This is a genomic window from Actinoallomurus sp. CA-142502, from assembly GCF_050936355.1.
Taxonomy (GTDB): domain Bacteria; phylum Actinomycetota; class Actinomycetes; order Streptosporangiales; family Streptosporangiaceae; genus Actinoallomurus; species Actinoallomurus iriomotensis.
This window is the reverse complement of sequence record NZ_JBNJMY010000001.1, coordinates 1,157,094-1,183,313: the sequence shown is the minus strand read 5'-3', so window position 1 is coordinate 1,183,313 and position 26,220 is coordinate 1,157,094. Positions and strand designations below refer to the sequence as shown.

At 71.3% G+C, this 26,220-nt stretch carries 21 protein-coding genes and 2 pseudogenes; 14 read left to right on the top strand and 9 right to left on the bottom strand.

Annotated features, from left to right (window positions below; genetic code table 11):
• Positions 1-86: 86 nt before the first annotated feature.
• Together ACQEV1_RS05720 and ACQEV1_RS05715 are read right to left on the bottom strand one after the other, a co-directional pair.
• A complete protein-coding gene (locus ACQEV1_RS05720; protein WP_433392014.1) occupies positions 87-5,426 on the bottom strand; it encodes an AAA family ATPase in 5,340 nt (1,779 codons plus the stop codon).
• A 102-nt stretch (positions 5,427-5,528) separates the two neighbouring features.
• Complete coding sequence (locus tag ACQEV1_RS05715; protein ID WP_285631341.1) at positions 5,529-6,533, bottom strand: helix-turn-helix transcriptional regulator; 1,005 nt, start codon at positions 6,531-6,533, stop codon at positions 5,529-5,531.
• Between the two features lie 98 nt (positions 6,534-6,631).
• On the opposite strand from ACQEV1_RS05715, the gene ACQEV1_RS05710 reads away from it, so the two are divergent.
• Positions 6,632-7,030: a VOC family protein gene (locus tag ACQEV1_RS05710; protein WP_433392011.1), complete on the top strand. Its 399-nt coding sequence runs from the start codon at positions 6,632-6,634 to the stop codon at positions 7,028-7,030.
• A gap of 47 nt (positions 7,031-7,077) precedes the next feature.
• Here the strand turns inward: ACQEV1_RS05710 and ACQEV1_RS05705 are convergent, their stop codons facing one another.
• Positions 7,078-8,058, bottom strand: a complete 981-nt coding sequence (locus ACQEV1_RS05705; RefSeq protein WP_433392008.1) for a DUF5954 family protein — start codon at positions 8,056-8,058, stop codon at positions 7,078-7,080.
• A 447-nt stretch (positions 8,059-8,505) separates the two neighbouring features.
• Here ACQEV1_RS05705 and sigJ point away from each other — a divergent pair, with 447 nt between their 5' ends.
• Both sigJ and ACQEV1_RS05695 read left to right on the top strand, forming a co-directional pair.
• The gene (gene sigJ, locus ACQEV1_RS05700; protein ID WP_433392005.1) at positions 8,506-9,447 is read left to right on the top strand and encodes an RNA polymerase sigma factor SigJ; all 942 of its coding nucleotides are present in this window, start codon (positions 8,506-8,508) and stop codon (positions 9,445-9,447) included.
• Positions 9,435-10,649: an NAD(P)/FAD-dependent oxidoreductase gene (locus tag ACQEV1_RS05695; protein ID WP_433392002.1), complete on the top strand. Its 1,215-nt coding sequence runs from the start codon at positions 9,435-9,437 to the stop codon at positions 10,647-10,649. The genes sigJ and ACQEV1_RS05695 overlap by 13 nt, the downstream gene beginning before the upstream one ends.
• On the opposite strand, the pseudogene ACQEV1_RS05690 reads toward ACQEV1_RS05695, so the two are convergent.
• Positions 10,639-11,279, bottom strand: a pseudogene (locus ACQEV1_RS05690) (SAM-dependent methyltransferase). The gene ACQEV1_RS05695 and the pseudogene ACQEV1_RS05690 sit on opposite strands and share 11 nt — an antisense overlap.
• 413 nt (positions 11,280-11,692) lie before the next feature.
• On the opposite strand from ACQEV1_RS05690, the gene ACQEV1_RS05685 reads away from it, so the two are divergent.
• The 4 genes from ACQEV1_RS05685 (at position 11,693) to ACQEV1_RS05670 (ending at position 14,809) form a co-directional block, all read left to right on the top strand.
• Complete coding sequence (locus ACQEV1_RS05685; RefSeq protein ID WP_285631330.1) at positions 11,693-12,073, top strand: STAS domain-containing protein; 381 nt, start codon at positions 11,693-11,695, stop codon at positions 12,071-12,073.
• Between the two features lie 472 nt (positions 12,074-12,545).
• A complete protein-coding gene (locus ACQEV1_RS05680; protein WP_433391999.1) occupies positions 12,546-13,595 on the top strand; it encodes a hypothetical protein in 1,050 nt (349 codons plus the stop codon).
• 154 nt (positions 13,596-13,749) lie between these two features.
• Positions 13,750-14,028: a hypothetical protein gene (locus tag ACQEV1_RS05675; protein ID WP_285631324.1), complete on the top strand. Its 279-nt coding sequence runs from the start codon at positions 13,750-13,752 to the stop codon at positions 14,026-14,028.
• Positions 13,994-14,809 carry a helix-turn-helix transcriptional regulator gene (locus ACQEV1_RS05670; protein ID WP_285631321.1) on the top strand — a complete coding sequence of 272 codons (816 nt, stop codon included), beginning with the start codon at positions 13,994-13,996 and terminating at the stop codon, positions 14,807-14,809. Before ACQEV1_RS05675 ends, ACQEV1_RS05670 begins: the two co-directional genes overlap by 35 nt.
• 132 nt (positions 14,810-14,941) lie before the next feature.
• Here ACQEV1_RS05670 and ACQEV1_RS05665 read toward each other — a convergent pair whose 3' ends face one another.
• Entirely contained in the window at positions 14,942-15,145 is a 204-nt protein-coding gene (locus tag ACQEV1_RS05665; protein WP_285578034.1) for a cold-shock protein, read from the bottom strand.
• Between the two features lie 410 nt (positions 15,146-15,555).
• Here ACQEV1_RS05665 and ACQEV1_RS05660 point away from each other — a divergent pair, with 410 nt between their 5' ends.
• From ACQEV1_RS05660 to ACQEV1_RS05645, 4 genes and pseudogenes are all read left to right on the top strand, one after another.
• Positions 15,556-16,632 (top strand): fatty acid desaturase family protein, encoded by a 1,077-nt coding sequence (locus tag ACQEV1_RS05660; RefSeq protein WP_433391994.1) that lies wholly within the window; start codon positions 15,556-15,558, stop codon positions 16,630-16,632.
• Between the two features lie 348 nt (positions 16,633-16,980).
• Positions 16,981-17,361, top strand: coding sequence for an STAS domain-containing protein (locus tag ACQEV1_RS05655; protein ID WP_433391991.1), 381 nt, complete (start codon positions 16,981-16,983; stop codon positions 17,359-17,361).
• 188 nt (positions 17,362-17,549) lie between these two features.
• Entirely contained in the window at positions 17,550-18,488 is a 939-nt protein-coding gene (locus tag ACQEV1_RS05650; RefSeq protein ID WP_285631318.1) for an acyl-ACP desaturase, read from the top strand.
• Between the two features lie 165 nt (positions 18,489-18,653).
• Positions 18,654-18,776 (top strand): annotated as a pseudogene (locus ACQEV1_RS05645) (TetR/AcrR family transcriptional regulator); the annotation flags it as partial.
• Between the two features lie 316 nt (positions 18,777-19,092).
• Here the strand turns inward: ACQEV1_RS05645 and ACQEV1_RS05640 are convergent.
• The 3 genes from ACQEV1_RS05640 to ACQEV1_RS05630 are packed head-to-tail and all read right to left on the bottom strand — an operon-like array spanning position 19,093 to position 21,619.
• A complete protein-coding gene (locus ACQEV1_RS05640) occupies positions 19,093-19,746 on the bottom strand; it encodes a carboxymuconolactone decarboxylase family protein (RefSeq protein WP_433391987.1) in 654 nt (217 codons plus the stop codon).
• Positions 19,743-20,594 carry an SDR family NAD(P)-dependent oxidoreductase gene (locus ACQEV1_RS05635; RefSeq protein WP_285578026.1) on the bottom strand — a complete coding sequence of 284 codons (852 nt, stop codon included), beginning with the start codon at positions 20,592-20,594 and terminating at the stop codon, positions 19,743-19,745. The genes ACQEV1_RS05640 and ACQEV1_RS05635 overlap by 4 nt, the downstream gene beginning before the upstream one ends.
• The gene (locus tag ACQEV1_RS05630) at positions 20,591-21,619 is read right to left on the bottom strand and encodes an alpha/beta hydrolase (RefSeq protein ID WP_433391985.1); all 1,029 of its coding nucleotides are present in this window, start codon (positions 21,617-21,619) and stop codon (positions 20,591-20,593) included. Before ACQEV1_RS05630 ends, ACQEV1_RS05635 begins: the two co-directional genes overlap by 4 nt.
• A 282-nt stretch (positions 21,620-21,901) precedes the next feature.
• Between ACQEV1_RS05630 and ACQEV1_RS05625 the strand changes: the two genes are divergently transcribed.
• Entirely contained in the window at positions 21,902-22,633 is a 732-nt protein-coding gene (locus tag ACQEV1_RS05625) for an SDR family oxidoreductase (RefSeq protein WP_285578023.1), read from the top strand.
• 21 nt (positions 22,634-22,654) lie between these two features.
• Here the strand turns inward: ACQEV1_RS05625 and ACQEV1_RS05620 are convergent, their stop codons facing one another.
• The gene (locus tag ACQEV1_RS05620) at positions 22,655-23,404 is read right to left on the bottom strand and encodes a LysR substrate-binding domain-containing protein (RefSeq protein ID WP_433391981.1); all 750 of its coding nucleotides are present in this window, start codon (positions 23,402-23,404) and stop codon (positions 22,655-22,657) included.
• A 242-nt stretch (positions 23,405-23,646) separates the two neighbouring features.
• Here ACQEV1_RS05620 and ACQEV1_RS05615 point away from each other — a divergent pair, with 242 nt between their 5' ends.
• Positions 23,647-24,342 (top strand): EamA family transporter, encoded by a 696-nt coding sequence (locus ACQEV1_RS05615; protein WP_433391978.1) that lies wholly within the window; start codon positions 23,647-23,649, stop codon positions 24,340-24,342.
• Between the two features lie 176 nt (positions 24,343-24,518).
• Positions 24,519-26,162, top strand: a complete 1,644-nt coding sequence (locus ACQEV1_RS05610; protein WP_433391975.1) for an APC family permease — start codon at positions 24,519-24,521, stop codon at positions 26,160-26,162.
• Positions 26,163-26,220 lie beyond the last annotated feature (58 nt).

Sequence of the window (26,220 nt, the reverse complement as noted above, 5' to 3'; positions counted from 1 at the left end):
CATGAGTGGAATCGGACCGGGGACGCCGGCGGAGCGCGTCGCGTAGCCGCCGCCGTGCCGGGTCGCGGTGGCCGGTGGAATCGCGGCTAGGGGGCGGTGACGTCGCTGTTCGCGGTGGTGAGGGGGAACTCCGCGCGTAGGTCGGTGCCCGCACCGCGGGGGCTGTCCAGGCAGATTCGGCCGCCCAGGGCCTCCACGCGGTCCTTCAGGCCGACCAGGCCGGTGCCGCGGGCGAAGTCGGCGCCGCCGACGCCGTCGTCGCGGACCGCGACGCGAAGGACGGCGTCCTGGGTGTCGGCCGAGACGGTGACCGTGATGACGGAGGCGCGGGCGTACTTGGCGGCGTTGGTCAGCGCCTCGGCGACCAGGTAGTACACGCTGACGTCGACGTGCTCGGGCAGCCGTCCCTCCATCCGTACGTCGAGTTCGACCGGGATCGGCGAGCGGCGGGCGAGTGCGCGCAGCGCCGCGCCGAGGTCGCCCTTGGTCAAGATGGCGGGGTGGATGCCGCGTGAGATCTCGCGCAGCTGGTCCAGCGCGTCGGCCGCCTCGTCGGCGAGGTCGTCGAGCTCGGCGACGAACTCGCTGAGTTCCGGCGGTGCCGCCGCCTGCGCGGCCCGCATCCGCAGCGCCAGGGAGACCAGCCGCTGCTGGGCGCCGTCGTGCAGGTCCCGCTCGATCCGGCGGCGTGCCTGGTCGGCGGCGGCGACGATCCGCAGACGCGAGCTGGTGAGCTCGTTGCGGCTCGCGGCGTTGGCGATGGCGGTCGCGACGAGTTCGGTGAAGTCGGCCAGCCGTTGCTCGGTGTCCTGGGGCAGCGCCTCGCGACGGGACCCGACGCCTATCGCGCCCCAGATCCGGCCCTCCACCACGATCGGGCCGGCGACCGCGTGCCGGGGTCCCTCGGGGGCGACCACGCCCGACCACACCAGGTCGTCCAGGTCGTGCCGGGCGGCGCGGCCCGTCGCCTGGACCAAGGCCATGGCCGAGCGGGGGTCGAGTTTTCCGCGCGTACCCGACTGAGAGTGCCAGAACCCGTGCCCGCCCATCACCGTCGCCTCCGCGTCCGGCTCGAACCGTACGATCGCCGTGTGGTCGGCGCCGGTGAGTACGGCGATCTCCTCGGCGACGGCGGTGAACATCGACTCCGGCGCCACCCCGCGGGCGACCAGCGTCGCCACCCGCCGCAGGGCCGCCTGTTCGTCGGCGATCCGGCGGAACTCCGCGTACAGCTGGACGTTGTCGAGGGAGACCGCGAGCTGACCGGCGATGAGTTTGACGGCGTCGAGCCGTTCGATGGTGAAGGCGCTGCGGATGAGGCGGTTCTCCAGCATCAGCACCGCGTGCAGCGTGCCGCGGCTGACGATGGGCACGGCGAGCAGCGAGCAGAAGGCCACGTCGGAGAAATATGGGTCGCCGGTGAAACGGTCGTCGCGGGTGGCGTCGTCCACGATCAGAGGCTCACCCGTACGCCGGGCGTAGCGCAGCACGGACATCGGAACCGCCCGTTCGTTGCCCTTCGCACTGATGAGGGCCGTGCCACCACTGCCGGGAACCGGCAGGAGCCAATCCTGCCGCTCCTCACTCCACAACGGCAGGTGCACGGCGGTGGCACCGGTCATCGCACTGAGCACCCGGACCACGCGGCCGTGCAGCCGTTCGACGCTGGTCTCCGAACTCAGCGCCTGCGACGTGGACAGGACGCCGAGCAGGTCGACGGTTCCGGCCGTGACGGTGGCCCGCTCACGGTGAGAAGCGCCGGGCGGCCCGGCGGTCGCCTCAGGTTGTGACCGCAGACGCGGGTACGCCCAGTCGAGCTGTGCGGCCTTCGCGGTCGCCCCCCAGGCGAGGTACTGCCGGCGCGCTTCGGCGAGGATCTCGTAACCGGCGTGTTCGACGCCGTGGGCGACGCAGAAACGGCCGGTGCGCTCGGTGATCAAGGCCTGGTGCCATGGACGCTGACGCTGGGCGACCTCGCGCCGGGCGGCGTCGAAGCCGATGGCCGCGACCTGGAAGTCGCCGACCGCCCAGGCCCGCTCGGCCTCGACCAGCTGCAGCAGATGCAGGAAATTCTCCGGTGCGTCCGCGGCACGGGCGGCCAGCCACCGCGTCACCTCATCCAGTTCGGCCAGCAGGGCGTCGCGCTCGCCGCCGTGGCTGTCATGGACCTGGCCGGCAAGGGCCAGCCCGCGCAGCACACGGGCCACGGCGGTCGAGTAGAGGCCCGGGGACGTCGGCAACAGCGACCTCGCCGCCGCGGTGTGCCGTGCCAGGCCGGCCGAGTCGCTGAAGATGGCGGCGGCGACCGCATGGTTCACGTGCGCATGGAAAAGCGCTGCCTTGTTCCCGGCGTACCGGTCGGGCGCCGCCTCACCGGCCGCCGGCGGGCCTTCGCCGCGCAGCACACCCACCAGCCAGCGGAAACTGGCGAGCCATTGGGCGGTCTGCTCGCTGCCGATATGACGCACGAAGGCCAGCCCCGCGTCCACCTCGGCGGCACAGCTGTCCAGCGAGGGCCCGGCGTCCAGCAGGTAGTGCACGGCCGGCTCGTAGCTGTAACCGGCGTTGGCCAGGTCTCCTCCCGCCAGCAGCCCCTCGCGGGCCCGCTGCGCCGCTTGGATACCGTGTTCGATCGGCTCGAACCAGCAGCTCTGAAAAGCGGACAGGAAGCGTGCCTGCGAGGTGTCGGGCTCGTAGCCGCGGGCCTGACCCAACGCCAGAATCCGCTGGGACGCCCGGTATCCGGCGGCGTAGTCGTCGCGCAGCCCCATCACGGAGAAGACCGCGTGGATCGCCGGGCCGAGCAGCGTACGAGCGGAGCCGTGCTCGAGCCAGATCCGCACTGCCTCCAGGCTCAGCCAGGCGACCGTGTCCTGGTCGGCGACGAAGTAGCTCGCCGGCACGAGCGTGTTGATCACGCGGGTCGCGGCGAGCAGTGCGGGATCGGTGTACTGGCGGTCGAGTTCGGCGGGCAACCGGTCCGCGGTGGGCACGGTGATGCCGAGCGCGCGTAGCGACCGCACGCCCAGGTCGAGCGCCTCGGCCAGACGGTTCCGGTGGGTCAGGCTTCTCACCTGAACGCACGTCGCGTCGGCGCGTTGCAGGACGGAGGCGCACAGCTCCTCGATCGTGCGGTAGTCCTCGTCCGCGTCGTCCAGGCGCCCCATGCTGTACAGCGCGAGATGACGGCCGATGTGCACCTGGATCCGGATGGCCGTCCGGTCCGGGTCGATCAGCCGCAGCGCCGCCGTCAGCAGCGCGTTCACCTCCGCGTAGTTCCCGATCAACGCCGCCTGGCCGGCGGCTCGCCGCAGCAGCTCCACCACCCGGCACCGCTCCGCGGGGTCGGTGACCCCGTCGACCACCGGCAGATACTGCTCCGCCGCGACCGCGAACCGCTCCGGCACCGCCGCGAGCCGCCGCGCCATCGCCAGTTGCAGAGCACGTCGCCGGCTCGGCTCCAGCCCCTCCAGGACCACCTCGCGGATCCGGTCGTGCCGGAACCGCACCGCCTGACGCGTTCCGGGCTCCGGCGTCAGCAGGCCGTCGTCGAGGGCGGGCGCCAGAGCGTTCTCCACCACGCCCGCCGACGCGGCGATCGCGGTCCGCAGCACGGTCAGCTCCGCCCGCCCGCCGAGACACGCCATCGCCTCCACCACCCGCCGTGACCGTACCGGCAGGTCCTTGACGCGCGTCGCCAGCAGTCCCGCCACCTCGGACCGCCCCAGCTGGGCACGTACGGCCGCCGCGTCCCACCGCCAACCGGTGGCGGTCGCCGTCAACGCGCCGCCGCTCCGCAGTGTGTTGAGCAGCTCCACCGTCTCGTACGGATTGCCGGACGTGTACGGACTGATCACGTCGGCCAGGCCCGCCGCCGTGGCGGCGTCGACGCGCAGCATCTCCGCGACCATGGTGATCGTGCCGGAGACCGGCAGGTTGGCCAGCCGCAGGTGCCGCACTCCGGGCTGGTCACGCCATCGGGACAGCGACGCCGTCAGCGGATGGGTCGCGTCCACACCGGCTTCCCGGTACGCGCCGACCAGCAGCAGGCCGTCGGTCGGTTCCTCGCTCAGCAACATGTCGATGAAACCGAGTGGCGTTCGCCCCGCCCACTGCAGATCATCGACGAACATGGCCACCGGCCGTTTCCGCGAGGCGACCGCGCGCAGAGCCTCGACCGCCATGCGCTGCGCCCGCACCTGCGCGGTCAGCGGGTCTCCCGGATCGGGCGGCACCTTCAGCAGCGTGGCGAACTCCGGCACCGCCGCGGTCAGCAGGCCCGCGTTCGGGGCGACCGCCCGCAGTATCCCCTCACGAACCTCGACCAGTTCGTCCTCCGGCTCGGCCAGCAACAGCCGGCCCAGCGCGCGGAAGGCCTGCTCGACCCCGTCGAACTCCAGGTCCCGCCGGTACTGGTCGAACTTGCCCGTCACGAACCAGCCGTCCCGGCCCGTCACCACGGGCCGCAACTCGTCGACCAGCGCCGTCTTGCCCACCCCCGGCGCGCCCCCGATCAGCACGCCGCGGCACCGGCCCGTCAGCGCCTCCTCGAACGCCGCCTCCAGCGTCGCCACCTCCGCGTCCCGGCCCACGAGCCGGGACGGCGGCAGCAACCGCAGCGGGAAATCGTGCTCGCCGACTCGCGGCGAGACCACCGGATGCGGGCCGGCCTCCCGCATCCACTCCAGGTCGTGGATCACGCCCTCCGCCGTCTGGTAGCGGTTGTCCGGCTCCTTCTCCAGCAGATGCATGATGATCTCGGACAACAGGACGGGTACGGCGTGGTTCACCTGCGCCGGCGGTGTCGGCACGCGGGCCAGATGATCATGGGTGAGCCGCAGCGGATCGCCGGAGCCGAACGGCGGCCCGCCCGTCGCCAGCTCGTACAACGTGGCGCCCAGCGAGTACAGGTCCGCACGCTGATCCACCGGCCGGCCGGTACGCCCGGTCTGCTCCGGCGCCAGGTACTCCAGCGTCCCCACGATCTCGGTGTGGTGCGTGAACTCGGGGCGGATCTCGGCGAACGATGACGCCAGGGCGAAGTCCACCAGGCACGGCGCACCGTCGCGGGAGACGATGATGTTCGCCGGCGTGATCTCACGGTGCACCACACCCCGCTGGTGCACCTCCGCCACCGTTCGGAACAGCTCCACCGCCAGCCCGACCAGGTCGTCGACGGGCAGCGGCTTCGCCAGACCGGCCAGGCACACGCCGCCGACGTCCGCCGACACGATCGACCCCGGATACCGCGGCGCGTCCAGCAGCCGAGGGATCCCCGCCACACCGCGCAGCCGCTCGATGATCGTCAGCTCGTGCCACAACCGCCGCTGGGCGTCCGGTCCCAGCGGTTCCTTGCGTACGACGACGAGTCCGTCGAAGAAGAGGCGCGTGACCCGCGTGCGTTCGCTCTCATGGAGTGTCTCCACCCGATCGGGCGGATCCCGGCCTGCCAGTACCCCCTCCGCCCCCATCCGACACCTCCCCCGCAGGTCAGAGACGGCTATATCCTGTCTACACCTACTTGAGCCCTACTTTGAGCGCTCCTGATCGGCGGCCGCGTACCCCGCGAGACGTCCCGCCAGCTCACTCATGAGCCCGCGCAGCTCGCTCGGCCGTTCGATCACGAACGGGCGGTCCAGCGCGGCGATCAGAGGCGGGATCCACTCCAGCCGCTCGGCGCGGAGCCGAACACGGAACCAGCCCTCATGCCCGGCCGACGCCGTCGGCGGGATCTCCTCGACGATCGCGAGCCCCTCCGGGAACCGCGACCGGATGCGCCCGAGAGTCGCCTCAACGCGGAGCGTCACATCGTGCGCCCACGGGGTCTGCGCGAGACCGGTCAGCACGTGGGCCGCGGCATCGAAGTCCTCGGGCCGGCCGAACGATCCGGGCAGCACACGCAGGTCCTCGATCCGGTCCACCCGGAACGTCCGCACCTCGCCGCTGATCGAGTCCGCGCCGGCGACGTACCACCGGCCCGAGTGGGCGACCATGCCGTACGGGTGAACGACCCGCCGGCTGCGTCGCTCGTCGCGGGCGGTGTACCGCATCTCGATCGGATGCCGGCCCCACGCCGCCTCGGCGAGGGTCAGCAGGACTCCCCCGCCCGGGCCACCGCCGGCGGCGTCGCCGGCCGGCGCGGTGAACCGCGTCGTCGCGAGCAGCGCGGCCAGGCGCCGGCCGAGCGGCCGGGGCAGCACCCGGCGGAGCTTGGCGGCGGCGGTCTCGGCGGCCGCGGCCGACGTCGCGGCGAGCCCCGCCCGCCGCACGGTCTCCAGGCCGAGCAGCGCGGCCAGTGCCTCGTCCTCGGTCAGCATCAGCGGCGGCATCCGGTATCCGGGGGCGAGCCGGTAACCCCCGTACCGGCCCCGCACCGACTCGACGGGCACGTCGAGGTCGACCAGATGGTCGACATAGCGCCGGACCGTACGCGCGTCCACGCCCAGCCGCTCGGCGAGGCTCGCGAGAGTGTGGACGCCGCCCGCCTGGAGGATCTCCAGGAGCGCGAGGACCCGGGCGGTGGGACGACTCATAGCGGCAAGTCTCTCGTTGATACTGGGCGGTTTGTGTCCAGTATCCGGCCTATCGTCGGACCTCGTCCACCGCGCAGAACTCACGGGAGCTCGCCATCATGCACTTCGCCTCGATCCGCATCGTCACCGACGACGTCCACCGCATCGCCGAGTTCTACGAGAAGGCCACCGGCCAGGCGGCGAAACGGTATACGGACGACTTCGCCGAGATCGTCACCCCGACCGGGACCATCGCCCTCGCGAGCGCCCGTACGGTGCGGGGGCTCGGCGCGGACGCGCCCCGGCCGGCGGCCAACCAGAGCGTCATCATCGAGTTCCGCGTCGAGGACGTCGACCGCGAGTACGAGAACCTGAGGCGGTTCGACGTCGCGTTCGTGAACGAACCCACGACGCAGCCCTGGGGAAACCGATCACTGCTGTTCAGGGACCCGGACGGCAACCTGGTCAACTTCTTCACGCCCGTCACCCCGGAGGCCCGCCGGCGATTCGAGGAGTAGTACGGGCGGGCACCGGACGGACCGCGTCCGTCCGGTGCCCCGATGTGTCAGGACTGGGGCTGGGGGTTCCTGGGCCAGCCGTAGCGTTCCTGATCGGACGGGCGCGGGCCCTCGGGGCCGTCCCGGCCGAGCCGCATCATGCGCGAGACGCGGACGATGCAGTAACGCCGCCCCAGCACTTCGAAGACGGGTCCGGGCGAGGCTTCGACCTGCTCGGCGGCCTTCTTCCACTCGGCGAGCTCGGCGGGTGTGGCCGGATCGCCCTCCCACTCACGGATCCGGGGCAGCGCCTCGACGAAGTGGAAGGCCAGGTTGGTGCGCGCCCGGGCGGGGCCGTCCGCGCCGGTGATGTTGCGGAGGGAGTCGCCCTCGAACTCCACGACGTTGAACTCGGGCGGGAGCAGGACCACTCCGGGATGGGTGCGGATCGCGTGCCGCGCCTCCATCATCACCGCCTCCGGCACGGGCTCGGGCAACGGGGGAACCCAGTCGACGAGGTTCAACCTCATGCGCGCCTCCCACACCCCGGCCGGCGCCAGCGGGTCGATGAGATGGTCCTGCAGGAGGGCCGCGTCGGTGTCGGGCGGGTCGACGTCGGTGGGCCTGGGCGGCTCCATCACCCGGTCGCCGAGGAGGATGAACTTCTCGACCCGGATGAGCCGGTAGCGACGCGGCCCGATCTCCCACTCGTCCTTGGCGAGCTGCTCACCGGACTCGGGGTCGAGCTTGTCGGCCGCCGCCAGCATCGCGCGCCGCACGTCCGGGTCGGTCTCGCGCTCCCTCGACTCGACGCGCAGGTGACTGGCCAAGCCGATCCGGGCCCCGTACGGATCGTCCCCGCCGGCGCTGCCGATGCGCCAGGTGGTGCCGGTCTGGATCGCGAACCCGAAGTCGGGCCCGCCTCCGGTGATGAACCGGGGGTACGTCCGCATCCGATCGCCGAGATCCTTGTCGCGCATCGCCGCGACCAGCTCGAGATCGGCGACCACGTTGATGCGGTCGTACCCGGGCATCAGAGAGAAGGCCATGGCCCCATACTGTCCGCGACCGACCGATCACACATCGGTTCCGGGATTTTTGGCGGACCCGACCCCGAAACCGCGTCATTTGGTTTCGACATCGGAATATCGCCGATGAAATTCTGATGAAAAATCATTGCTCGACTGTAATGTCGAAATAGAGCTCTACGTTTGCCGGGATGCCATTCCGTAAGTTGATCGCGTTCCTCGACCGATGCGGTGGGTCGCGGTCCGCGATCGCCGCCGAACGGCCGCTGCGCCCCGCCGACCTCACCGCGGCCCAGCGGGCGGGCAGAGCCTGCGTGATCTGTCACAAGCGATCCGGCACCGGGGGATTCGAGCCGGCCGGACGGCTCCCCGACGGCCGGACCCTGATCGCCTGCCGCGATCACGGGACCGGGTTAGCGCGTCTCGGGACCGTTGTCACATCCGCGGGTCCCATATCGTCCCCTTTTCGTGCAGGACGATGACGATGCGGCGCGGGAGTTCGAGGCTCTGCGCGGGCGGTTGGTCGCGGTGGCGTACGGGCTGCTGGGCAGCGTGGACGAGGCCGAGGACGCCGTACAGGAGAGCTGGTTGCGGCTGTGTCGGGTCGACCGGAGCCGGATCGACGACCTGACCGGCTGGCTGATCGTCACGGTGGCGCGGATCGCACGCGACGCGCTGCGTTCGGCGCGCCACCGCCGGGAGGAGTACGTCGGGCCCTGGCTGCCCGAGCCCCTGGTCGGCGCCGGCGAAGCCCTGATAGGCGCCGCCGACCCGGCCGATCGCGTCACGTTGGACGAGGCGCTCAGCGCGGCCCTGATGGTGGTGCTGGAGTCGCTCAGCCCGGCCGAACGGACCGCGTTCGTGTTGCACGAGGTGTTCGGGATGCCGTTCGCCGAAGTCGGGCGGGTCGTGGGCCGCGGTCCGGCGGCCTGCCGGCAGCTCGCGGCGCGGGCCCGGCGGCGGGTCGAGGCGGGCGCGCCGCGGTTCGCGGTGTCGCCGGCCGAGCGACGGCGGGTGGCCGCCGCGTTCGCCGACGCCTGCGGAAGCGGGAACGTCCGTGCCCTGCTGGACGTGCTGGACGGCGACGTCGTCCTGCGCAGCGACGGCGGCGGAGTCGTCCGTGCCGCGCGCAATCCCGTTCACGGCGCGGACCGGGTCGCCCGCTACCTGGCGGGCGTCGTACGCCGCGGCGGCATCCGCACGATGGTCCCCGCGACGGTCAACGGTGAGCCGGGTCTTCTCTGGCTGCTCGACGGCACGTTGGACTCCGTGGTGACGATCACCGTGGCGAACCGGCGCGTCACCGCGATCGACATCGTCCGCAACCCCGGCAAGCTCGCCCGCGTGCGCCGCCAGATCGCTCCCCGCCCGGGGAGCCACGACCGAGAGGAACACACATGTCGGACATAGTGGTCCTGGGCGGTGGGTTCGCCGCCGTCTGGAGCGCCGCCGCCGCGTCCCGGCTGCTGCGGCGGCAGGGCGCGGACCGTACGGTCACCCTCATCGCCCCTGGCGACGACCTGGTGATCCGTCCTCGCCTCTACCAGGCAGACCCGGCGTCGATGCGGGTCCCGCTCGACGATGTCCTGAAGCCCATCGGGGTGGAACGCATCGCGGGCACGGCCACCGCCGTCGACACCGGGCGGCGGCGGGTGACCGTCCGGCACCGCGACGGCGAGGTCTCCGCGCTGCCGTACGAGCGGCTGGTGCTGGCGACCGGCAGCCACCTGGTGCGGCCGGAGCGGCTGCCCGGTGCCGAGCGCCTGCACGACGTCGACACCATCGAGGCGGCCACCGCGCTGGAGGAGCACCTGCACGCCCTGCCCGCGGGGCCCGCCGACGGCCGGTTCACCGCCGTGGTCGTCGGTGCCGGGTTCACCGGGCTGGAGATCGCGACCGAGCTGGTGGACCGCCTGCGCGCGGTGGCGGCGACCTGCGGCGCCGAGGACCAGGTCCGCGTCGTCCTGCTGGAACGCGCCGACACGCTGGGCCCCGACCTCGGTCCCGGCCCGCGCCCCGCCGTCACCGCCGCCCTGGACGAACTGGGCGTCGAACGCCGGCTCGGTACGTCCCTGTCCGCCGTCACCGAGCGGGGCGCCGAGCTGAGCGACGGCGTCACCGTCCCCGCCCGGACGGTCGTGTGGACGGCCGGGGTGCGCGCCAGCCGGCTCACCGGAGACGTCCCGGCCGAGCGCGACCATCTCGGCCGCCTGCTCACCGACCGTTTCCTGCGGGTGCCCGGCGTGCCGGGCGTCTACGCGGCCGGCGACACCGCCGCCGCCGAGGTCGAGGACGGCCACCGGACGATGCCCAGCTGTCAGCACGCCCTCGCGCTCGGGCGCTTCGCCGGGCACAACGTGGCCGCCGACCTGCTCGGCCTGTCACCGGTCCCCTTCGCCCCCGACCCGTACGTCACCTGCCTCGACCTCGGCTCCGCCGGCGCGGTCTTCACGCGTGGGTGGGAGCGCCGGGTCCAGATGACCGGTGAGACGGCCAAGGCCCGCAAACGCGCGGTGAACGAGGAGTGGATCTACCCGCCGACCGGCGACGCCGAGGAGATCCTCCGGCACGCCGAACCCGGCTTCTCGGTCCGCCGCACCGTCACGACCTGACCCACTTGACCGCCACACCCACGAAGGCGGCCGCCTGGGCGGGCGCCAGAGCGGCGTCGTTCAGGTCGCCGTCCGGACGCCACTCCGAGACCGGGACGATCCCCGGCTCGACCAGGTCCCACCCGGAGAAGAACTCCTCGATCCGCTCCCGGGACCGGGCGGTCAGGCTCACCCCTGCGCCGGTGTAGCCGCCCACCACGGCACGGGACGCCTCCGGGTCGTCCACCAGGTCGGCGGCGGCGTGCGACAGGATCAGCACGCCGCCGGGCGCCAGGGCCGCCTTGTAGCGTTCGAGGAGCTCTCCCGGCCGGTCCTCGTCGGGGATGAAGTGCAGCAGCGCGACGGTGAGCAGCGCCACCGGCCGGTCGAAGTCGATGAGGCCGGTCGTCTCCGGCGCGGACAGGATCCGCTCGTGGTCGCGGAAGTCGGCGTCCAGGTACGCGGTGCGGCCCTCGGGAGTGCCGTGGAGCAGGGCCCGCGCGTGGGCGAGCACGATCGGGTCGTCGTCCACGTGGACGACAGGGGAATCGGCGGCACCGACTGCGCGACCTCGTGCGTGTTGTCGGCCGCCGGGATGCCGGTGCCGATGTCCAGGTACTGGCGGATGCCCAGGTTCGCGGCGAACCGCACCGCGCGCCCCAGGGGCTGGAAGGCTGCTCCGTCAAGCCTGGTCAGAGCCCTGCGCGGTCGGTTCTTGAGGACAGAACGGCCCGGTTGGGGTAAGGTCGAAGGCAGTCGAGGACTTTCCGTGCGCTCATCACCAAGTCAGCGCCGACTCCGGCATCTCACGACTTCGGCCTCATCAGAGCAGGCCAAGACGGGGCGGCGGCCACGACGCCGCAGCACATCAGCGCGATGACCACCCAAGGGCGGCGCACCTCACCGATCACCTCGGCTCCATGTTCCGATGTCGTCCTTGTCCGCCGGGCCCGTCCTGCGGCGCGGCCCGCGCCCCGACCACATCGGCGACGCCTCACACGACTTCCGCTCCGAGCCCGGCCGGTCCGATCGGCCGAGCCCGGCATTCGATTCGGAGACCACCGATGCACCACGACACCATCCGAGTGGGCCTGTCCGGCCGCTCGATACGCGGCCATACCGTCCTGGCCATCTCCGGCGAGCTGGACATCGCCAGCACTTCCGCTCTTCAGGACCGGATCACCTCTGTCCTGGACGACACGGTCATGCCCCTGATCATCGACCTGTCCGACGTCTCGTTCTGCGACGCCTCGGGCCTGAGGATGCTCGTCACCGTACGGCGGCGGGCGCACGACCGCGGGCGCGCCATGGCCCTGTCCGGACCGCGCCCCAACGTGCGCAGGCTGCTGCGCATCACCGGCTTCGACCAGACCTTCCCGATCCACTCGACGCTCACCCAGGCCGTGCCCGGCCACGTGGAGCCGTCCGGTCCCCCGGTCGCGTGAACCCTGCCGCGCAGGACGACGCCGGCCGTTGAATTGCGTCATATGACACAGTTGACGCCTGAATTGACCTAAAGATGCATGGTTTGCATGCCTAACATGCATGCAAACCGCACCCAAACCGGGGGCGGAGGACTGAGCGACGCCCACGCGATCCGACGCCCCCGCGTGCACGAATAATGCGATACCGAACGGTATAAAATCTTCTAGATCGACTCTATCTCGGACCCGCCTCACACCCGGTTTCACCTGGCACAACGCGCTTAGATCAGCACAATCCAGAACACCTCGGAACGTTCGCTTGCGCACGTATCATCGAGCTTGGTGGCACGATTGTCCTACGAGACGGGAAACCGACTTGAGTAGAATGAGACGGAAGATCTAACGCATGAGCGATCCCCCCGCAGGCCAATACACGCTTGACCACCTCATTCAGGACATGCAGGAATTGCGCCGAGCGTCGGGGCAGCCAAGCATGCGAACGGTAGTGCGCGACTCGGCGCGAGTGGCCGACGCCTACAGCAGGCAGGGGTACAAGGACGCGGCGCAGCTGTCCCTCACCGCGCTCGCCGACACGCTGGCAGGTCGACGCAAGAACCCCCCACGCTGGTCCTGGCTGATCGTCTACGTACAGACGTGCCGCGAGATCGCCCGGCGCTCGCCGGGCCTGCACGACGGGATGAGCGACGAGGAGGCCGTCGCTCTCTGGCGCAAGCGTCATGACGCCGTGCACGCCGCCGAGGACCCGCCGCCGAAGGCCTCCCCGAGGTGGAGCCCGCGGCCGCCGAACGGCAGCGCCGTACCGCCGCCGGGCGCTCCGGCCGGAACCGGGCGGGAAGGACACGCACAGGATCGGCTCATCACCCGGCCCGACGACGCCCGGAGGAGGTCCGGTCCGCCGGGAGGCTCCTCCCCGCCTCCCGGGACCGCGACCAGCGCCCAGTGGATCGGCTTCGAGACGCGTTCGCCGTCGGCGGCCGGCACGATGACCCTGACCCAGGAGCGCCTCGCCACCGCGTACGGGCCGCACGGCCTGGACCTCCTGGACGCCGCCGAGACCCGCCGGGAGCCGGACGCCTCCTATCGGATCGGGCTGCTGCTGATCCTGGACGGCCATCGCCACGAAGGCCTGGCCTGGCTCATGCAGGCGGAGTACGACGGGCGTCATCCCCTGGCCACCGGCATCATCGAGCTCGACACTCCGGCCGCGGCGATCGAGCAGGCCTTCGCGCTCGGCGAGTTCTCCGCCACCGGACACGACCTGATCACCGCGACGGTCTACTACCGGCGAGCGGCCAAGCACGGCCATCTGAGCGCCGCCTACCGGCTCGCGGAGATCTACGACCTGTTCGGCGACCACACCGCCGCGAAGCGCTGGCGCGCATGGGCGTCGGAGCTGGAGCGAGGCCACACCACGCTCAGCGCCGAACGCCTCCCCCTGTCATCCTCGCCCGGCGAGGTGACGCCGGCGCCGATCGACGACCCGAGCTCGACGCCGCCCGGAGGACTGCCGGTCCTGGGCTGAGGCCGCGCACTCCCCGATGCGCCGAAGTGTTCCGAGGTGCCCCGTCGGCCCACATCGCCGACGACGGCGCGAGATGGTCTTCGCAGAAGATCCTCCCGCACTCTTCCACTCGCGAGAGAGCCGGACACCGTGCATCGAATCACTCAGCCCAGCCGTGCCGAAGGAGACCGGCGACGTGCCCTCCCCCACGACGTCCTTACTCCCGGCCCCCGGCCCGCAGTGCGCCGAAGAGCGCCTCATCGCCGTGGCACTGACGGCCCGATGGATGACGCTCACCGGCCGGCGCCTCGACTCGGCCACCCCTCTGCTGCACGACCTTCCCGCCTACGAGCTGATCGACTTCTGGGCCGACGACCACCTCGTCCCGGTGCGGCCGGCCTCCCGCGAACGGGGGACGCATGAACCCGACCGGCTTCGGCTCCACGCGGCCTGACGGAAGCGCGCCCTCGGCGCTGCACCATCCGATGTTCGCCGTCGACATCTCCGCCTTCGGCACCCGCGAGGACCGGGTCCAGCTGCATCTGCGGACGGCGATGTACGAGGTCGTCCGGCACGCCTGCGACAGCGGCGGCCTGTCGTGGGACGCCGTCTACCGCGAGGACCGCGGCGACGGCATGTTCGCCATCGCCCCGGCGTCGACCAGCGTCGACGCGATCCTCGACTCGGTCGTGCCGCACATCCGGGCCGGCCTTCGGCAGCACAACGGACTCGCGAATCCGGCCGCGCAGATCCGGATGCGCATGGCCGTGCACGCCGGCTACGTGTACTTCGACGACCACGGCGTCTCCGGCCACGCGCTCGTCCAGCTCTTCCGGTTCCTGGACTCCGCCACGCTCAAAGCCGCCCTTCGCGCGAGCGACGGCGAACTCGCGCTCCTGGTGTCCGGCTACCTGTACGACGAGGTGATCAGGCACGGGTCCGGGCTGACCGACCCGGCCGCCTACCGGCGCATCACGGTGACCAACAAGGAGACCAGCGCGGAGGCCTGGTTATGGTCGCCATCGCCCCACCCGTCCCCGGCGGGCGAACCCGTGCGGTCGGCCCCACCACTCGACCTCACCGAGGACGAGGTCCTGGTGGCCCTGCTCCTGGCCTCGGGCTGGTCGCGCACGCGCATCGCTCAGCAGCTGGAGATGGAGCGCACCTGCGTCGACCGGCACATCGGCCGCGTCATGGCGAAGCTCTCCCTCGCGACGGCCACCTGGCCGAAGTGACGAGCGGGCCCCGGACGGCCACACGATCGCCCGTCCGTAGGACAGCGGGGCTTTGAGACAGGCCCCGACAACCAGTTGAGCGCCGTCCGCGGTGGACGGCGCTCACGCCCGGTCGTCTGAAACGGCCGGAGATCAGGCGGGGACGATGTTCTCCGCCTGCGGGCCCTTCTGGCCCTGCGTGATGTCGAAGCTGACCTTCTGCCCCTCGTGGAGCTCGCGGTAACCCTGGGTCATGATGTTCGACTGGTGGGCGAAGACGTCGGCGCCGCCCTCGTCGGGCTCGATGAAGCCGAAGCCCTTCGTCGCGTTGAACCACTTCACGGTGCCAGTGCTCATGTTCTCTTCTTTCTGGGGTGATGACGGAGCCCGCGCCTTACGGGCTCCCGTCGCTGTGATGACCCCGATCCGCAGAGGTGCGGAGAAACGAAAATGCGCCTGGAGGACAGAGCCTGCAGGCGCACCAAGGTCTAAGGAACCACAACTGCAACTAGCAGGCACATTATCACAGGGAGTAGGCGTCCTGGCCAGTCGACTTCCGGGCCTTCGGGCCGGATCCCGGGTAGGGAACACGGGGGCGCGGTGCCCCGTTGTCCCTGGTGGCGGTGGTCGATGGCCCGGCGAGCACGCCGGGCTCCGGTCGCCGGATTGTTCGTTATCCCGGAGTTGATCTCGGCCTTCGGCGGCGGATGGTCGCAACAGCGCGCGATGGCGCTGCGGTCCACACCCTGCGTCCCGAAGGAGTGTCGATGACGTCCCACGTCCTGCGACCGGTCGCTGCCGGCGGCGAGGAGAGCACCGCCCGTGGCAGCGACTACGCGGTCCTGGCCCGGCAGGTCAAGAACGCCGGGATGCTGGACCGCCGGCCCGGCTACTACACGATGAAGATCGTCGCCAACCTGGGCGTCTTCGGGCTCGCCGGTACGGTCTTCGTGCTCCTCGGGCGCTCGTGGTGGCAGATGTTCGTCGCCGCGTTCCTCGGGATCGTCTTCACCCAGATCGCGTTCGTCGGGCACGACGCCGGCCATCGGCAGATCGCCGGCTCCAGACGCGTCAACGACCTGCTCGGGCTGGTCCACGGGAACCTGCTGATCGGGCTGAGCTACGGCTGGTGGGTGACCAAGCACAACCGTCACCACGCCAATCCCAACCACGAGGACCGCGACCCGGACGTCTTGAGCGCCGCGATCGCCTTCACCGCGGACCAGGCGCGGACCCGGCGCGGGTGGGCGACCCGGGCGCTGGCGCGCCACCAGGCGTACCTGTTCTTCCCGATGCTCCTGCTCGAAGGAGTCAACCTCCACGTCGCGAGCGTGCGAGCCCTGTTCGGCGACGACATGGGCAGGGCCAGGTCCAAGCCGGCGGAGGCGCTGCTGCTGGGGGTGCACCTGGCCGGGTACCTCACCGCCCTCCTGGTCGTGCTCACCCCGTTGCAGGCGCTGGTCTTCTTCGTCGTCCACCAGTGCGTGTTCGGTTTCTACATGGGATGTACGTTCGCGCCCAACCACAAGGGCATGCCGACCGTGCGTGAGGCCGACAAGCTGGACTACCTGCGCCGGCAGGTCCTCACCTCCCGGAACATCCGCGGCGGCTGGTTCGCCGACTTCGTGCTGGGCGGTCTGAACTACCAGATCGAGCACCATCTGTTCCCCAGCATGCCCAGGCCCAGTCTCCGCCGGGCCCAGGACCTCGTCCGCGCCCACTGCGGACACCATGGCCTGGCGTACCACGAGACCGGCATCTTCGGTTCCTACGGCCAGGTCCTCCGTCACCTGCACGCGGTCGGCGCTCCGTTGCGCCCCAGGAGCTCGGCGGCCGGTTCGTAAGGACGGGGCCGGTACGGGTGAGGTAGGGTCGATATTGGTCGAGGGTTTTTCGTGCGCTCACAACAGAGTCGGCGCCGTCCCCGACGCCTCACTACTTCGGCCTCTGCAGAGCAGGTCGAGACGGGTCGGCGAATATGACGCCGCAGCAGACTCACGCGATGATCGTCGAAGGGCGACAGGCCGCACCGATCGTTCCCACTCCACGGCCCCATGTCGTTCCCGTCCGCCGAGCCCGTCCTGCGGCGCGGCCCGCGTCCTGACCACGCGGGCGACCCACCCGACACGGCTTTCACCGGAGCACGGCCGGTCCATCCGGCCGGAGCCCGGCCTTCGATTCGGAGACCATCGATGCATGACAACACCACGCGGGCCGGCGTGTTCGGCCGCTCGGTACGCGGCCATACCGTCCTGACCATCTCCGGCGAGCTGGACATCGCGACCACCGCCGTTCTCCGCGACCGGATCGCCGCCGTCCTGGAGGACAGGGCCATACCGGTGATCATCGACCTGTCCCGCGTCTCGTTCTGCGACGCCTCGGGGCTGAGGATGCTCGTCGCCGTACGACGACGGGCGGACGCGTACGGATGCACCGTCGCCCTGGCGGCGCCCCGCCCCAACGTGCGCAAACTGCTGCGCATCACCGGCCTTGACCAGGTCTTCCCCATCTACTCGACCCTCGCCCAGGCCGTGTCCGGCCGGGTGGACGCCTGTGGCCCCGCCGTCGCGTGAATCTCGATGGCGTGGCGGCACGGGATGATCGAGGCGTCCAGTTCTGATTCGCCGAGGCGGCTACCCGGCGCGAAGTGCGGGTACGAGAGTGCCGTCACGCAGCGTGATCGCATGCGTCGCCGGGCACTGCGAACCACGAGCCGCCGCGGTGACGGGGCGCGATATGACGATCATCGAGGGAGAACGGTATGCCGCTCACGTCGAGGCCGAAGTCCACGACGGACCTGCTGATGGAGCTGGAGCCGGTCGTCGCGACCGAGCTCGACCGTCACCTGTCCGTGGCCAAGGAGTGGTTCCCCCACCAGTACGTCCCCTGGAGCCGGGGCCGCGACTTCGACGGCCCGATGGAGGGTGAGGCCTGGGACCCGGAGCAGTCCACGTTGCCACCGGCCGTACGCGAGTCCCTGGTGGTCAACCTGCTGACCGAGGACAACCTGCCCGGCTATCACCGCGAGATCTCCACCATCTTCGGCCGCGACGGCGCCTGGGGCACGTGGGTCGACCGCTGGACCGCCGAGGAGAACCGTCACGGCATCGTCATCCGCGACTACCTCACCGTCACCCGGGTCGTGGACCCGATCGCCCTTGAGCGGTCGCGCATGACGCACATGCAGGGCGGTTACCAGGCCGACCACGGCACCAAGATGCTTCACGGGCTCGCCTACGTCGCCTTCCAGGAACTGGCGACCCGGGTGTCGCACCGCAACACCGGCAGCCTCTCCGGCGATCCGGCATGCGAGCGCATGCTGGCACGGGTGGCCGCCGACGAGAACCTCCACATGCTCTTCTACCGGAACACGCTCGCGGCGGCTCTCGAACTCGCTCCCGATGAGACGATGCGTGCGATCACCGACGTCGTGATCGGCTTCCAGATGCCCGGCCACACCATCGACGGCTTCCTGCGCAAGTCCGTCGCGATCGCGAACGCCGGCATCTACGACCTGCGCGTGCACCTCGACGACGTGCTGACGCCCGTCCTGCGCCAGTGGGACGTCTTCGAACTCGACGGCCTGCGGGACGACGGGAACAGGGCACGGGAGGAGCTCGCGGAGTTCCTCCAGGGTCTCGACACGGCGGCGAACCGTTTCGTCGAACGCCGCGCCGAGCGAGCCGCTCGCCGAGCCTGAGACTCAGGGCCTCGGCCCGCTCCACGACGACGTCTGACAAATGAGACAGGACTTCTAGTCAGGCTCTAGGCTGGCCGGGTGGACGAACGTGGTCCGTACGCGACGTTGCCTCGAGGGCGGCACCATCTGTCCCGCGACGCCGTACGTACCTCGCAGCGCGGTCGGATGCTGCAGGCCATGGCCGAGTCCGTCGCGGAGAAGGGCTACGCCCACACGTCGGTGGCGGACGTGCTCAAGCGGAGCCGGGTCTCGCGCGAGACGTTCTACCAGCACTTCTCCGGCAAGCAGGACTGTTTCTTGACCGTGCTGGACCGCAGCGCGCAGGTGCTGGAGCAGTTCTTCGAGGAGGGGCTGTCCCGGGACGAAGGGCCTTGGTCGCGCTTCGATCGCGCGCTGGAGATCTACCTGACCACGCTCGCCGCCGAGCCGGCGTTCGCCCGGGTGTTCTTCCTGGAGTCCTACGCCGCGGGCCCGGAGGCGCAGCGCAAGCGGTTCGCCGTCCAGGACCGCTTCGTCCAGAGCCTGATGACGAACTTCGCCGACGAGCCCGCCTGGCAGCGGCTGCCGGACCCGGGGTTCGCCGCACGGATGATGGTCGGGGCGGTCAGCCAGCTGGTGGCCGCCGAGCTGGTGCACGGCCGCGACGGCGAGCTGCCCACCTTGCGCGAACCGATGATTCAGTTGCTGGTCGGGCTGGTCGGCGGCGGGGCGGATCCGGCTCGATCCGCAGCGTCCGAATGACCGTGGCCAGCATCTCGTAGTGCCCGGCGAGCAGGCACAGCTCGATCCGCTCCCGCTCGTCCAGGTGGTCGCTCAGCTCCGCCCAGGCGGCGTCGTCCAGGTCACGTTCGGCGTGCAGCGCGTCCACCGCGCGCAGCAGGGCGCGCTCGCGGGCCGTCCACCCGTCCGCGGCGGGACCCTCGGCCACCCGGCGCAGGTCCGCCTCGCCCAGCCCGGCCGCCCGGCCCAGCCGCGTGTGGTGCGCGACCTCGTACGCCGAGCCGCACAGATGGGCGACGCGCAGGATGACCAGCTCGGTCTCCCGGCGCGGCAGCAGCCCGCCCGGCATCAGCCGCCCGGCGAAGTGCAGCCACCCGGCGAACAGCCGGCGGTGCCGGCCGAGCACCAGGAAGAGCCGCACCGGGCCGGTGCCGACCCGCCGGCCCGCACCGTACGCGACCGCGCGGGCCAGCGGGCTCGCCCGGCCCGGCCCGACGCGACGAGCGGCCGGGCCGGGCGCCTCCCCCGGTTCGGTCATGGCTGTTCCGTGGTGAACGGCGGGCGCTCGCCGCGCGCGACCTCCAGGGCGGTCGGCAGGCGTGAGCGTACGGCCTTCTCGACGACACGCTGGGCGACGCGGGGCGCGACCAGCACCGGCCCGACCCAGCGGGGGGCGTACACGCGGCGGGCGCGGCGGGCGATCCCGCGCTCCAGCGCGTCGACGCCCGCCCGCAGGGGCGTCACCCCGGTGAAGGTGCCCTCGCGCCCGCCCATCACCGCGGCGGCCTGAGTGTCGAAGCCGCGCCGCGTCATCTCGGTGTCCAGCTCGGCGAAGTAGGCGACGCCGACCTTCGCGCCGGTGTGCCGCAACTCGATCCGCAGCGTGTCGCCGAGCGCCTCGACCGCCGCCTTCGACGCGCTGTACGCGCCGAGCAGCGGCGCGTGCACGGCCGCGGCGAGCGAGGCGACCGGCAGGGCGTACCCGCCAGGATGGGCGATGTGACGGCCGGCGGCGCGCAGCGTGTGGTACGTGCCGAGGACGTTGACGCGCAGCGTCGTCTCCAGCACCTCCGGGTCGCCGTCGAGGAGCGGCCACTGGGCGGCGATGCCGGCGTTCGCCACGATGACGTCGAGTCCGCCGAGCGCGGCGGCCAGGTCATCGATCGCCGCGTCGACCCCCGTACGGTCGGCGATGTCGCAGTGCCGCCAGGGAGCGTCACCGCAGTCCGCGGCGACGCTCGCCAGCAGGTCCGGTTCGAGCCCGGCCAGGGCGAGGCGTGCGCCGCGCTCGTGCAGGCGGCGGGCCAGCGCGGCACCGATGCCCCGGGCCGCGCCGGTGATCAGAATCCGGCGGCCGGACAGACGGTGCGTGGTCGGGTCGTTCACTGAGCTCCTCGTGGGTGAGAGACGGCGGCCATGAGCCGCGGCAACACGTTGACCAGGTCGTTCTTCCAACAGCCGAAGTCGTGGTTACCGTCGCAGCGGCCCGGCCCGTAACCGCGGCCGTCGCCGTAGTCGTCGAAGAAGTGCGGAATGCCGGCGGCGTTCAGCGACCGGTGCATCGCCCGGGCGGTGCCGCGGAGGTCGCTCTCCACGATTCCGCTGAAGGGATCGGTGATCGAACCGCCGCCGGTGTAGATGGCCAGGCCCATGCCCCGCAGCGACGCGGCGTTCCGTACCGGGCTGGCGGCCCGCCACCCGCCGTCGAGGCCGATGAGCGGCGACCCGAAGATCGCGTCGGCCGCGGCCGGTGGACCGGAGTTCGGCACGACGCCGAGTTCCTCGGCCACGATCGTCGCCCGCACGGCCGGGTCGAGCAGGTCCAGGGCTCCGGAGAAGCTCGCCGCGTACGCGAACAGGCCGGGGTGCCGGGCCGCGTAGCGCATCGCGCCGAACCCGCCCATCGACAGCCCGGCGATCGCGCGGCCCCTCCGGTTCGCGATCGTGTTGAGGTTGTCGTCCACGAACGGGATGAGCTGGTCGACGTGGAAGGTCTCCCACCGCTGCGGCGCGGCGCCGCGCGGGTGCGCCCAGTCGGTGTACCAGCCCTTGAGCCCGCCGTCCGGGATCACGGTGATCAGCGGCCGGCCGGCGGTGAGGTTCTCCGCGTCGCCGTCGGTCAGCCACGAGCCGGGCGTGTCGAGCGCGCCGTGCAGCAGGTAGAGCACGGGGTAGCGTTCGGCCGGACGATAGTGCTCAGGTAGCAGGACGTAGACCTGGTGCGATCCGGCGACGGCGGTGCTGGTGACCGTCAGGTCGATGCGCCGGGCGTCCACCCGGTGCTCGGCGGTCACGGTGATGCCGTGTCCGCTCCGCATCGTGGGTAACGAGGCGGCGGCACGGGCCGGAGTGGGGCCGGCGGCCACTCCGGCGAGGACGAGAGCGGCCGCGATCAGCGCTCTGCTGTGCATGGGACGGCTCCTCGCGGGGTGGGCGGCAGGCTCGTGACGCGTCACTGATCACTTCGACGCTTTATGAACATTGATGTTCGCCAAGAACATGAATGTTCATATATGTTTTCGGTGGTCCCGTCAACACCTGCGGCGACCGGCCACGCAGGTGGTCGTGGGTGTGGCGTTCAGGCCTTGCGCAGCGCGCTTCGACTCGGACGGTAGAGCAGGGCGAGCCGAGCTGGGACAGGCCATGCTCGGCCCGTACCACCTGTCAGGTGAATGTCGAGTGTGGGGATCGTCATGACACAGGATCTTTCTGGAAAGGCCGCGGTCGTCACTGGCGCCTCGCGGGGGATCGGCCGGGCGATCGCGCTCGGGCTGGCGGCTCGTGGTGCGTCGGTGGCCGTGAACTACCTGAAGAACGACAAGCTTGCCGCCGAGGTCGTCGCGGCGATCGAAGCGGACGGCGGCACCGCTGTCGCCCTGCAGGCCGACCTGTCCCGCCCGGCCGAGGTGACCGGCCTGTTCAGCCGGGCCGAGCAGGCGCTCGGCCCCTTGGACATCGTCTTCGCCAATGCGGCCGATGCCGTGATCAAACCGCTGGTCGAATGCACCGAAGAGGACTTCGACCGGGTATTCGCAGCCAACGTGAAGAGCGTCTTCTTCACGTTGCAGGAAGCGGCGCGCCGAGTGCGAGACGGCGGCCGTATCGTCGCCACGTCGACCGGCGGGACAAGGATGTTCTTCACCGAGACCTCGCTCTACCTGGGAAGCAAGGGCGCCGTGGAGCAGTTCGTACGGGTGCTCTCGCGCGAGTTGGGTCCGCGGAACGTGACCGTCAACGCGATCTCCCCGGGGTTCACTGACACCGACCTGCTCCCCGAGCGGGATCGGGAAGTCGCCGCCGGCATGTCGCCGTTCGGTCGAGTCGGCCGACCGCAGGACGTCGCCGACGTGGCCGTGTTCCTCGCCGGCGATGAGGCGCGCTGGATCACTGGTCAAAACATCGCCGCAGGTGGCGGCGTGTTCTGAACAGTGTGAGCCCTTCGGTCACTAGGCGGTGTGGTGAGCGGCCGCTTCGCGCAGGGCCGCCAGGCCGTGGGCGACGGGAGCCTGGCGGTCGCTGCCCCGGCGGACGCACGTGATGATCCGCCGGGACGGCACCGGATTTCCGCGCAGCGGCACGCGGACGACCTCGTCGTCGGGCGGCAGCGGGGCGAGCCGCGGCACCAGCGCCACCCCGAAACCGGCGGCGACCAGGGCCGAGACGGCGAACCACTCGTTGGCGTGATGGGCGATGCGGGGCGTGAATCCGGCCGCGGCGCACGCGGTGAGCATCAGGTGGTGCTGGTCGGCGCGGTCGGGAGAGCCGATCCAGGGGTCGCGCGCCGCGGCGGCCAGCTCCGCGGTGCCGTCGCCCGCCAGCGGGTGCGCCGGGGGAACGAGCAGGTCCTGCGGCTCGTCCAGCAGCGGCCGCTGGTCGAAGCGTGGATCGTCCGGAGGCGGGCCGTCCGCGGTCGGGATCACCACGGCGATGTCCGTACGGTGCGCCAGCAGCAGCGCGAACACCTTCTCGCTCTCCTGCTCGGCCATCCGTACCGCCAGCCCGGGATGCTCGGCTCGCAGCCGTGCCGCCGCCGGCACGACGAGGGCGGCCAGCGCGCTGGACACGGCGGCGAACCGTACCTCGCCCGAGACGCCCCGGCGGTGCGCGGCGATCTCCGCACGGGCGCGTTCCCACTGGGCGAAGAGCATGTCGGCGTGGTCGAGCACCGTGTACGCGGGGATCGATCGTGCGGCCATTCAACATGAAACAGTGTGAAATCCGTCGATGACGCGAACGGTCGGACCTTCGCAGACTGCCGCCATGGGACCTCGACGACCTCCGGGCGTGCCGGCGCCGGTTCTCGTCCTCGGCAGCGTCATCGCCGTGCGGACCGGCCAGTCCCTGGGGAAGGGCATGTTCGGGTAGGTGGGCGCGCCGGGGGTGATCACGCTTCGGCTCGCGTTCGCCGCCCTGATCCTCTGCGCGCTGTGGCGCCCGCGTGCGCCGACGCGAGGTGCTCCCCCTGATCGCCGCCCTCGGAGCGGCCATCGCGGGCATGCGGTTCATCTATCCGGCGATGGAGCGCCTGCCGGTGGGGATCGCCTCCACCGTCCAGTTCCTCGGCCCGCTCATGCTGGCGCTGGCCGGCTCACGGCGTCCCGCCGACGTGCTGTGGGCCGGCCTCGCGGCGGTGGGGGTGGCGATGATCTACCGGCCCGGCGGCGGCCCTGTCCCCTTCCCGCCGGCGGGCGTCGCGCTCGCGCTGACCTCGGGCGCGTTCATGGCGGCCTATCTGGTGCTGAACAAGCGTGCGGGCGCCCGCCGGGCGGACGGGTCCGACCTGACGTGGGCGGTGGTGTTCGCCGCCCTCCTGGTGCTGCCGCTCGGCCCGGCGTTCGAGGGCATGGCCCTGTTCCACGGTGACGTACTGCTCGCGGGCGCCGGCACCGCCCTGGTGTCGGCCGTGATCCCGTGGTCGCTCGACCAGGCCGCGCTGCGCCGCCTCCCGGAACGGGTGGTGGCCGTGATGGTGAGCCTCGAACCGGCCGCCGGGGCCGTGTCCGGCCTGCTCGTGCTGGGCGAACACCTGAGCCCGCCGCAGTGGCTCGCCGTCGCCTGCGTCAGCGTCGCCTCGGGCGGAGTGGTCGTGACGGCCCGCGCCCGCGGTGAGCGGACCCCGGCGGCACCGACATGACCACGCTCGGCCCGGCGGATCGGCCGGTCGTCACTCTCTGACGCCGGATGACGACGAACCCTCAGATCTAGCTCAAAGACCTTGGCCCGTCTCCACGGCCGGGAGCACCCTTCTCTCAATCGCGCGCGCGGCTCCTGCGGTCCCGGCCGCACCCAACGAGAGGGAGGTAACCCCGCATGCCGAATGTGGCACGCCCGGAGCCGGGCGGAGCCGGTGGCGACTATCACCGGCGACTCGGTACGTTCTCACTCCTCATGGTCGGCCTCAGTTCGATCATCGGCTCCGGCTGGCTCTTCGGGTCCTGGAAGGCCGCCAAGGTCGCGGGGCCGGCGGCCATCCTGGCCTGGGTGATCGGCGCGGGCATCATGATGCTCATCGGCCTGGCGTACATGGAGCTCGGCTCCCTGTTCCCCAAGTCCGGGGGCATGGTCCGCTACGCGCAGTACTCCCACGGCTCACTGGTCGGCTACATCGGGGGCTGGTCGAACTGGGTGGCGATCGTCTCGGTCATCCCGATCGAGGCCGAGGCGTCCGTGCAGTACATGAGCTCGTGGAAGTGGCACTGGGCGAAGGGCCTCTACGACGGCAAGGAGCTCCACCCCACCGGGCTGGCGATCGCGGCGCTCCTGGTCGTCGTCTACTTCCTGATCAACTACTGGACCGTACGGCTGTACGCGATGGCCAACGGCTTCATCATGATCGTCAAGTTCGTCGTCCCGGCCCTGACGATCGTCGGCCTGCTCGCCTCCGGGTTCCACGGGGGCAACTTCTCCCACCACGGCGGTTTCGCGCCGTACGGCTGGGCGGCGGTGCTGACCGCGATCGCGACCTCGGGCGTGGTCTTCGCGTTCAACGGATTCCAGAGCCCGATCAACATGGCGGGTGAGGCGCGCAACCCCGGCCGCTCCGTGCCGATCGCCCTCATCGGCGCGCTCGTCCTCTCGGCGCTCGTGTACGTCGGACTGCAGACGGCGTTCATCGGCGCGGTCCCCGGCCACCTGCTCGGCCACGGCTGGTCGGGCGTCGACCTGAACTCGCCGTTCGCGGATCTGGCGATCGCGGTGAACCTCAACTGGCTCGCCGTCACCCTGTACGCCGACGCGTTCATCTCCCCCTCCGGCACCGGCATGACCTACACGGCCACCACCGCCCGGATGATCCAGGGCATGCAGGAGAACGGCTACTTCCCGCGAATCCTCGGCCGGGTGCACCCGAAGTACGGCATCCCCCAGCCGGCGATGTGGTTCAACCTGGTCATCGCGTTCGTCTTCCTGTGCCTCTTCCGCGGCTGGGGCACCCTGTCCGCGGTGATCTCGGTGGCCACCGTCATCTCGTACGTCACCGGCCCGGTCTCCGTCACGGTGCTGCGCCGTACCTGCCCGGACCTGCCCCGGCCGACGCGGACGCCGGCCCTGCGGGTGATCGCGCCGACGGGCTTCGCGTTCGCGTCGCTGCTGATGTACTGGTCGCGGTGGCCGCTGACCGGTGAGGTCATCCTCATCATGGCGATCGGCCTGCCGATCTACCTCTACTACGGCCTGCGGCAGCGGTTCGAGGGATGGGGCCCGCACCTGCGGGCCGGCGTGTGGCTGATCGCCTACCTCGCCTGGATGGCGCTGCTGTCGGCTCTGGGCAGCGCCCGGTTCGGCGGGTACGACCTCATCCCGTACGGCGTGGACATGGCCGTGGTCGCCGTCAGCTCGCTGGCGTTCTACGCCTGGGGCGTCCGCAGCGGATGGGCCGGGCCGTCCCGCGAGGTGGCCGGGGAGTCCGGACCGGCGAGGGCGGCCGAAGGCGAGGAGTTCGCGCCCGTGGCGTGACGGATGAGCGCGCCCCTTCCCGGCCGGGGAGGGGCGCGCTCGCGTGCCGGAGGGTGCG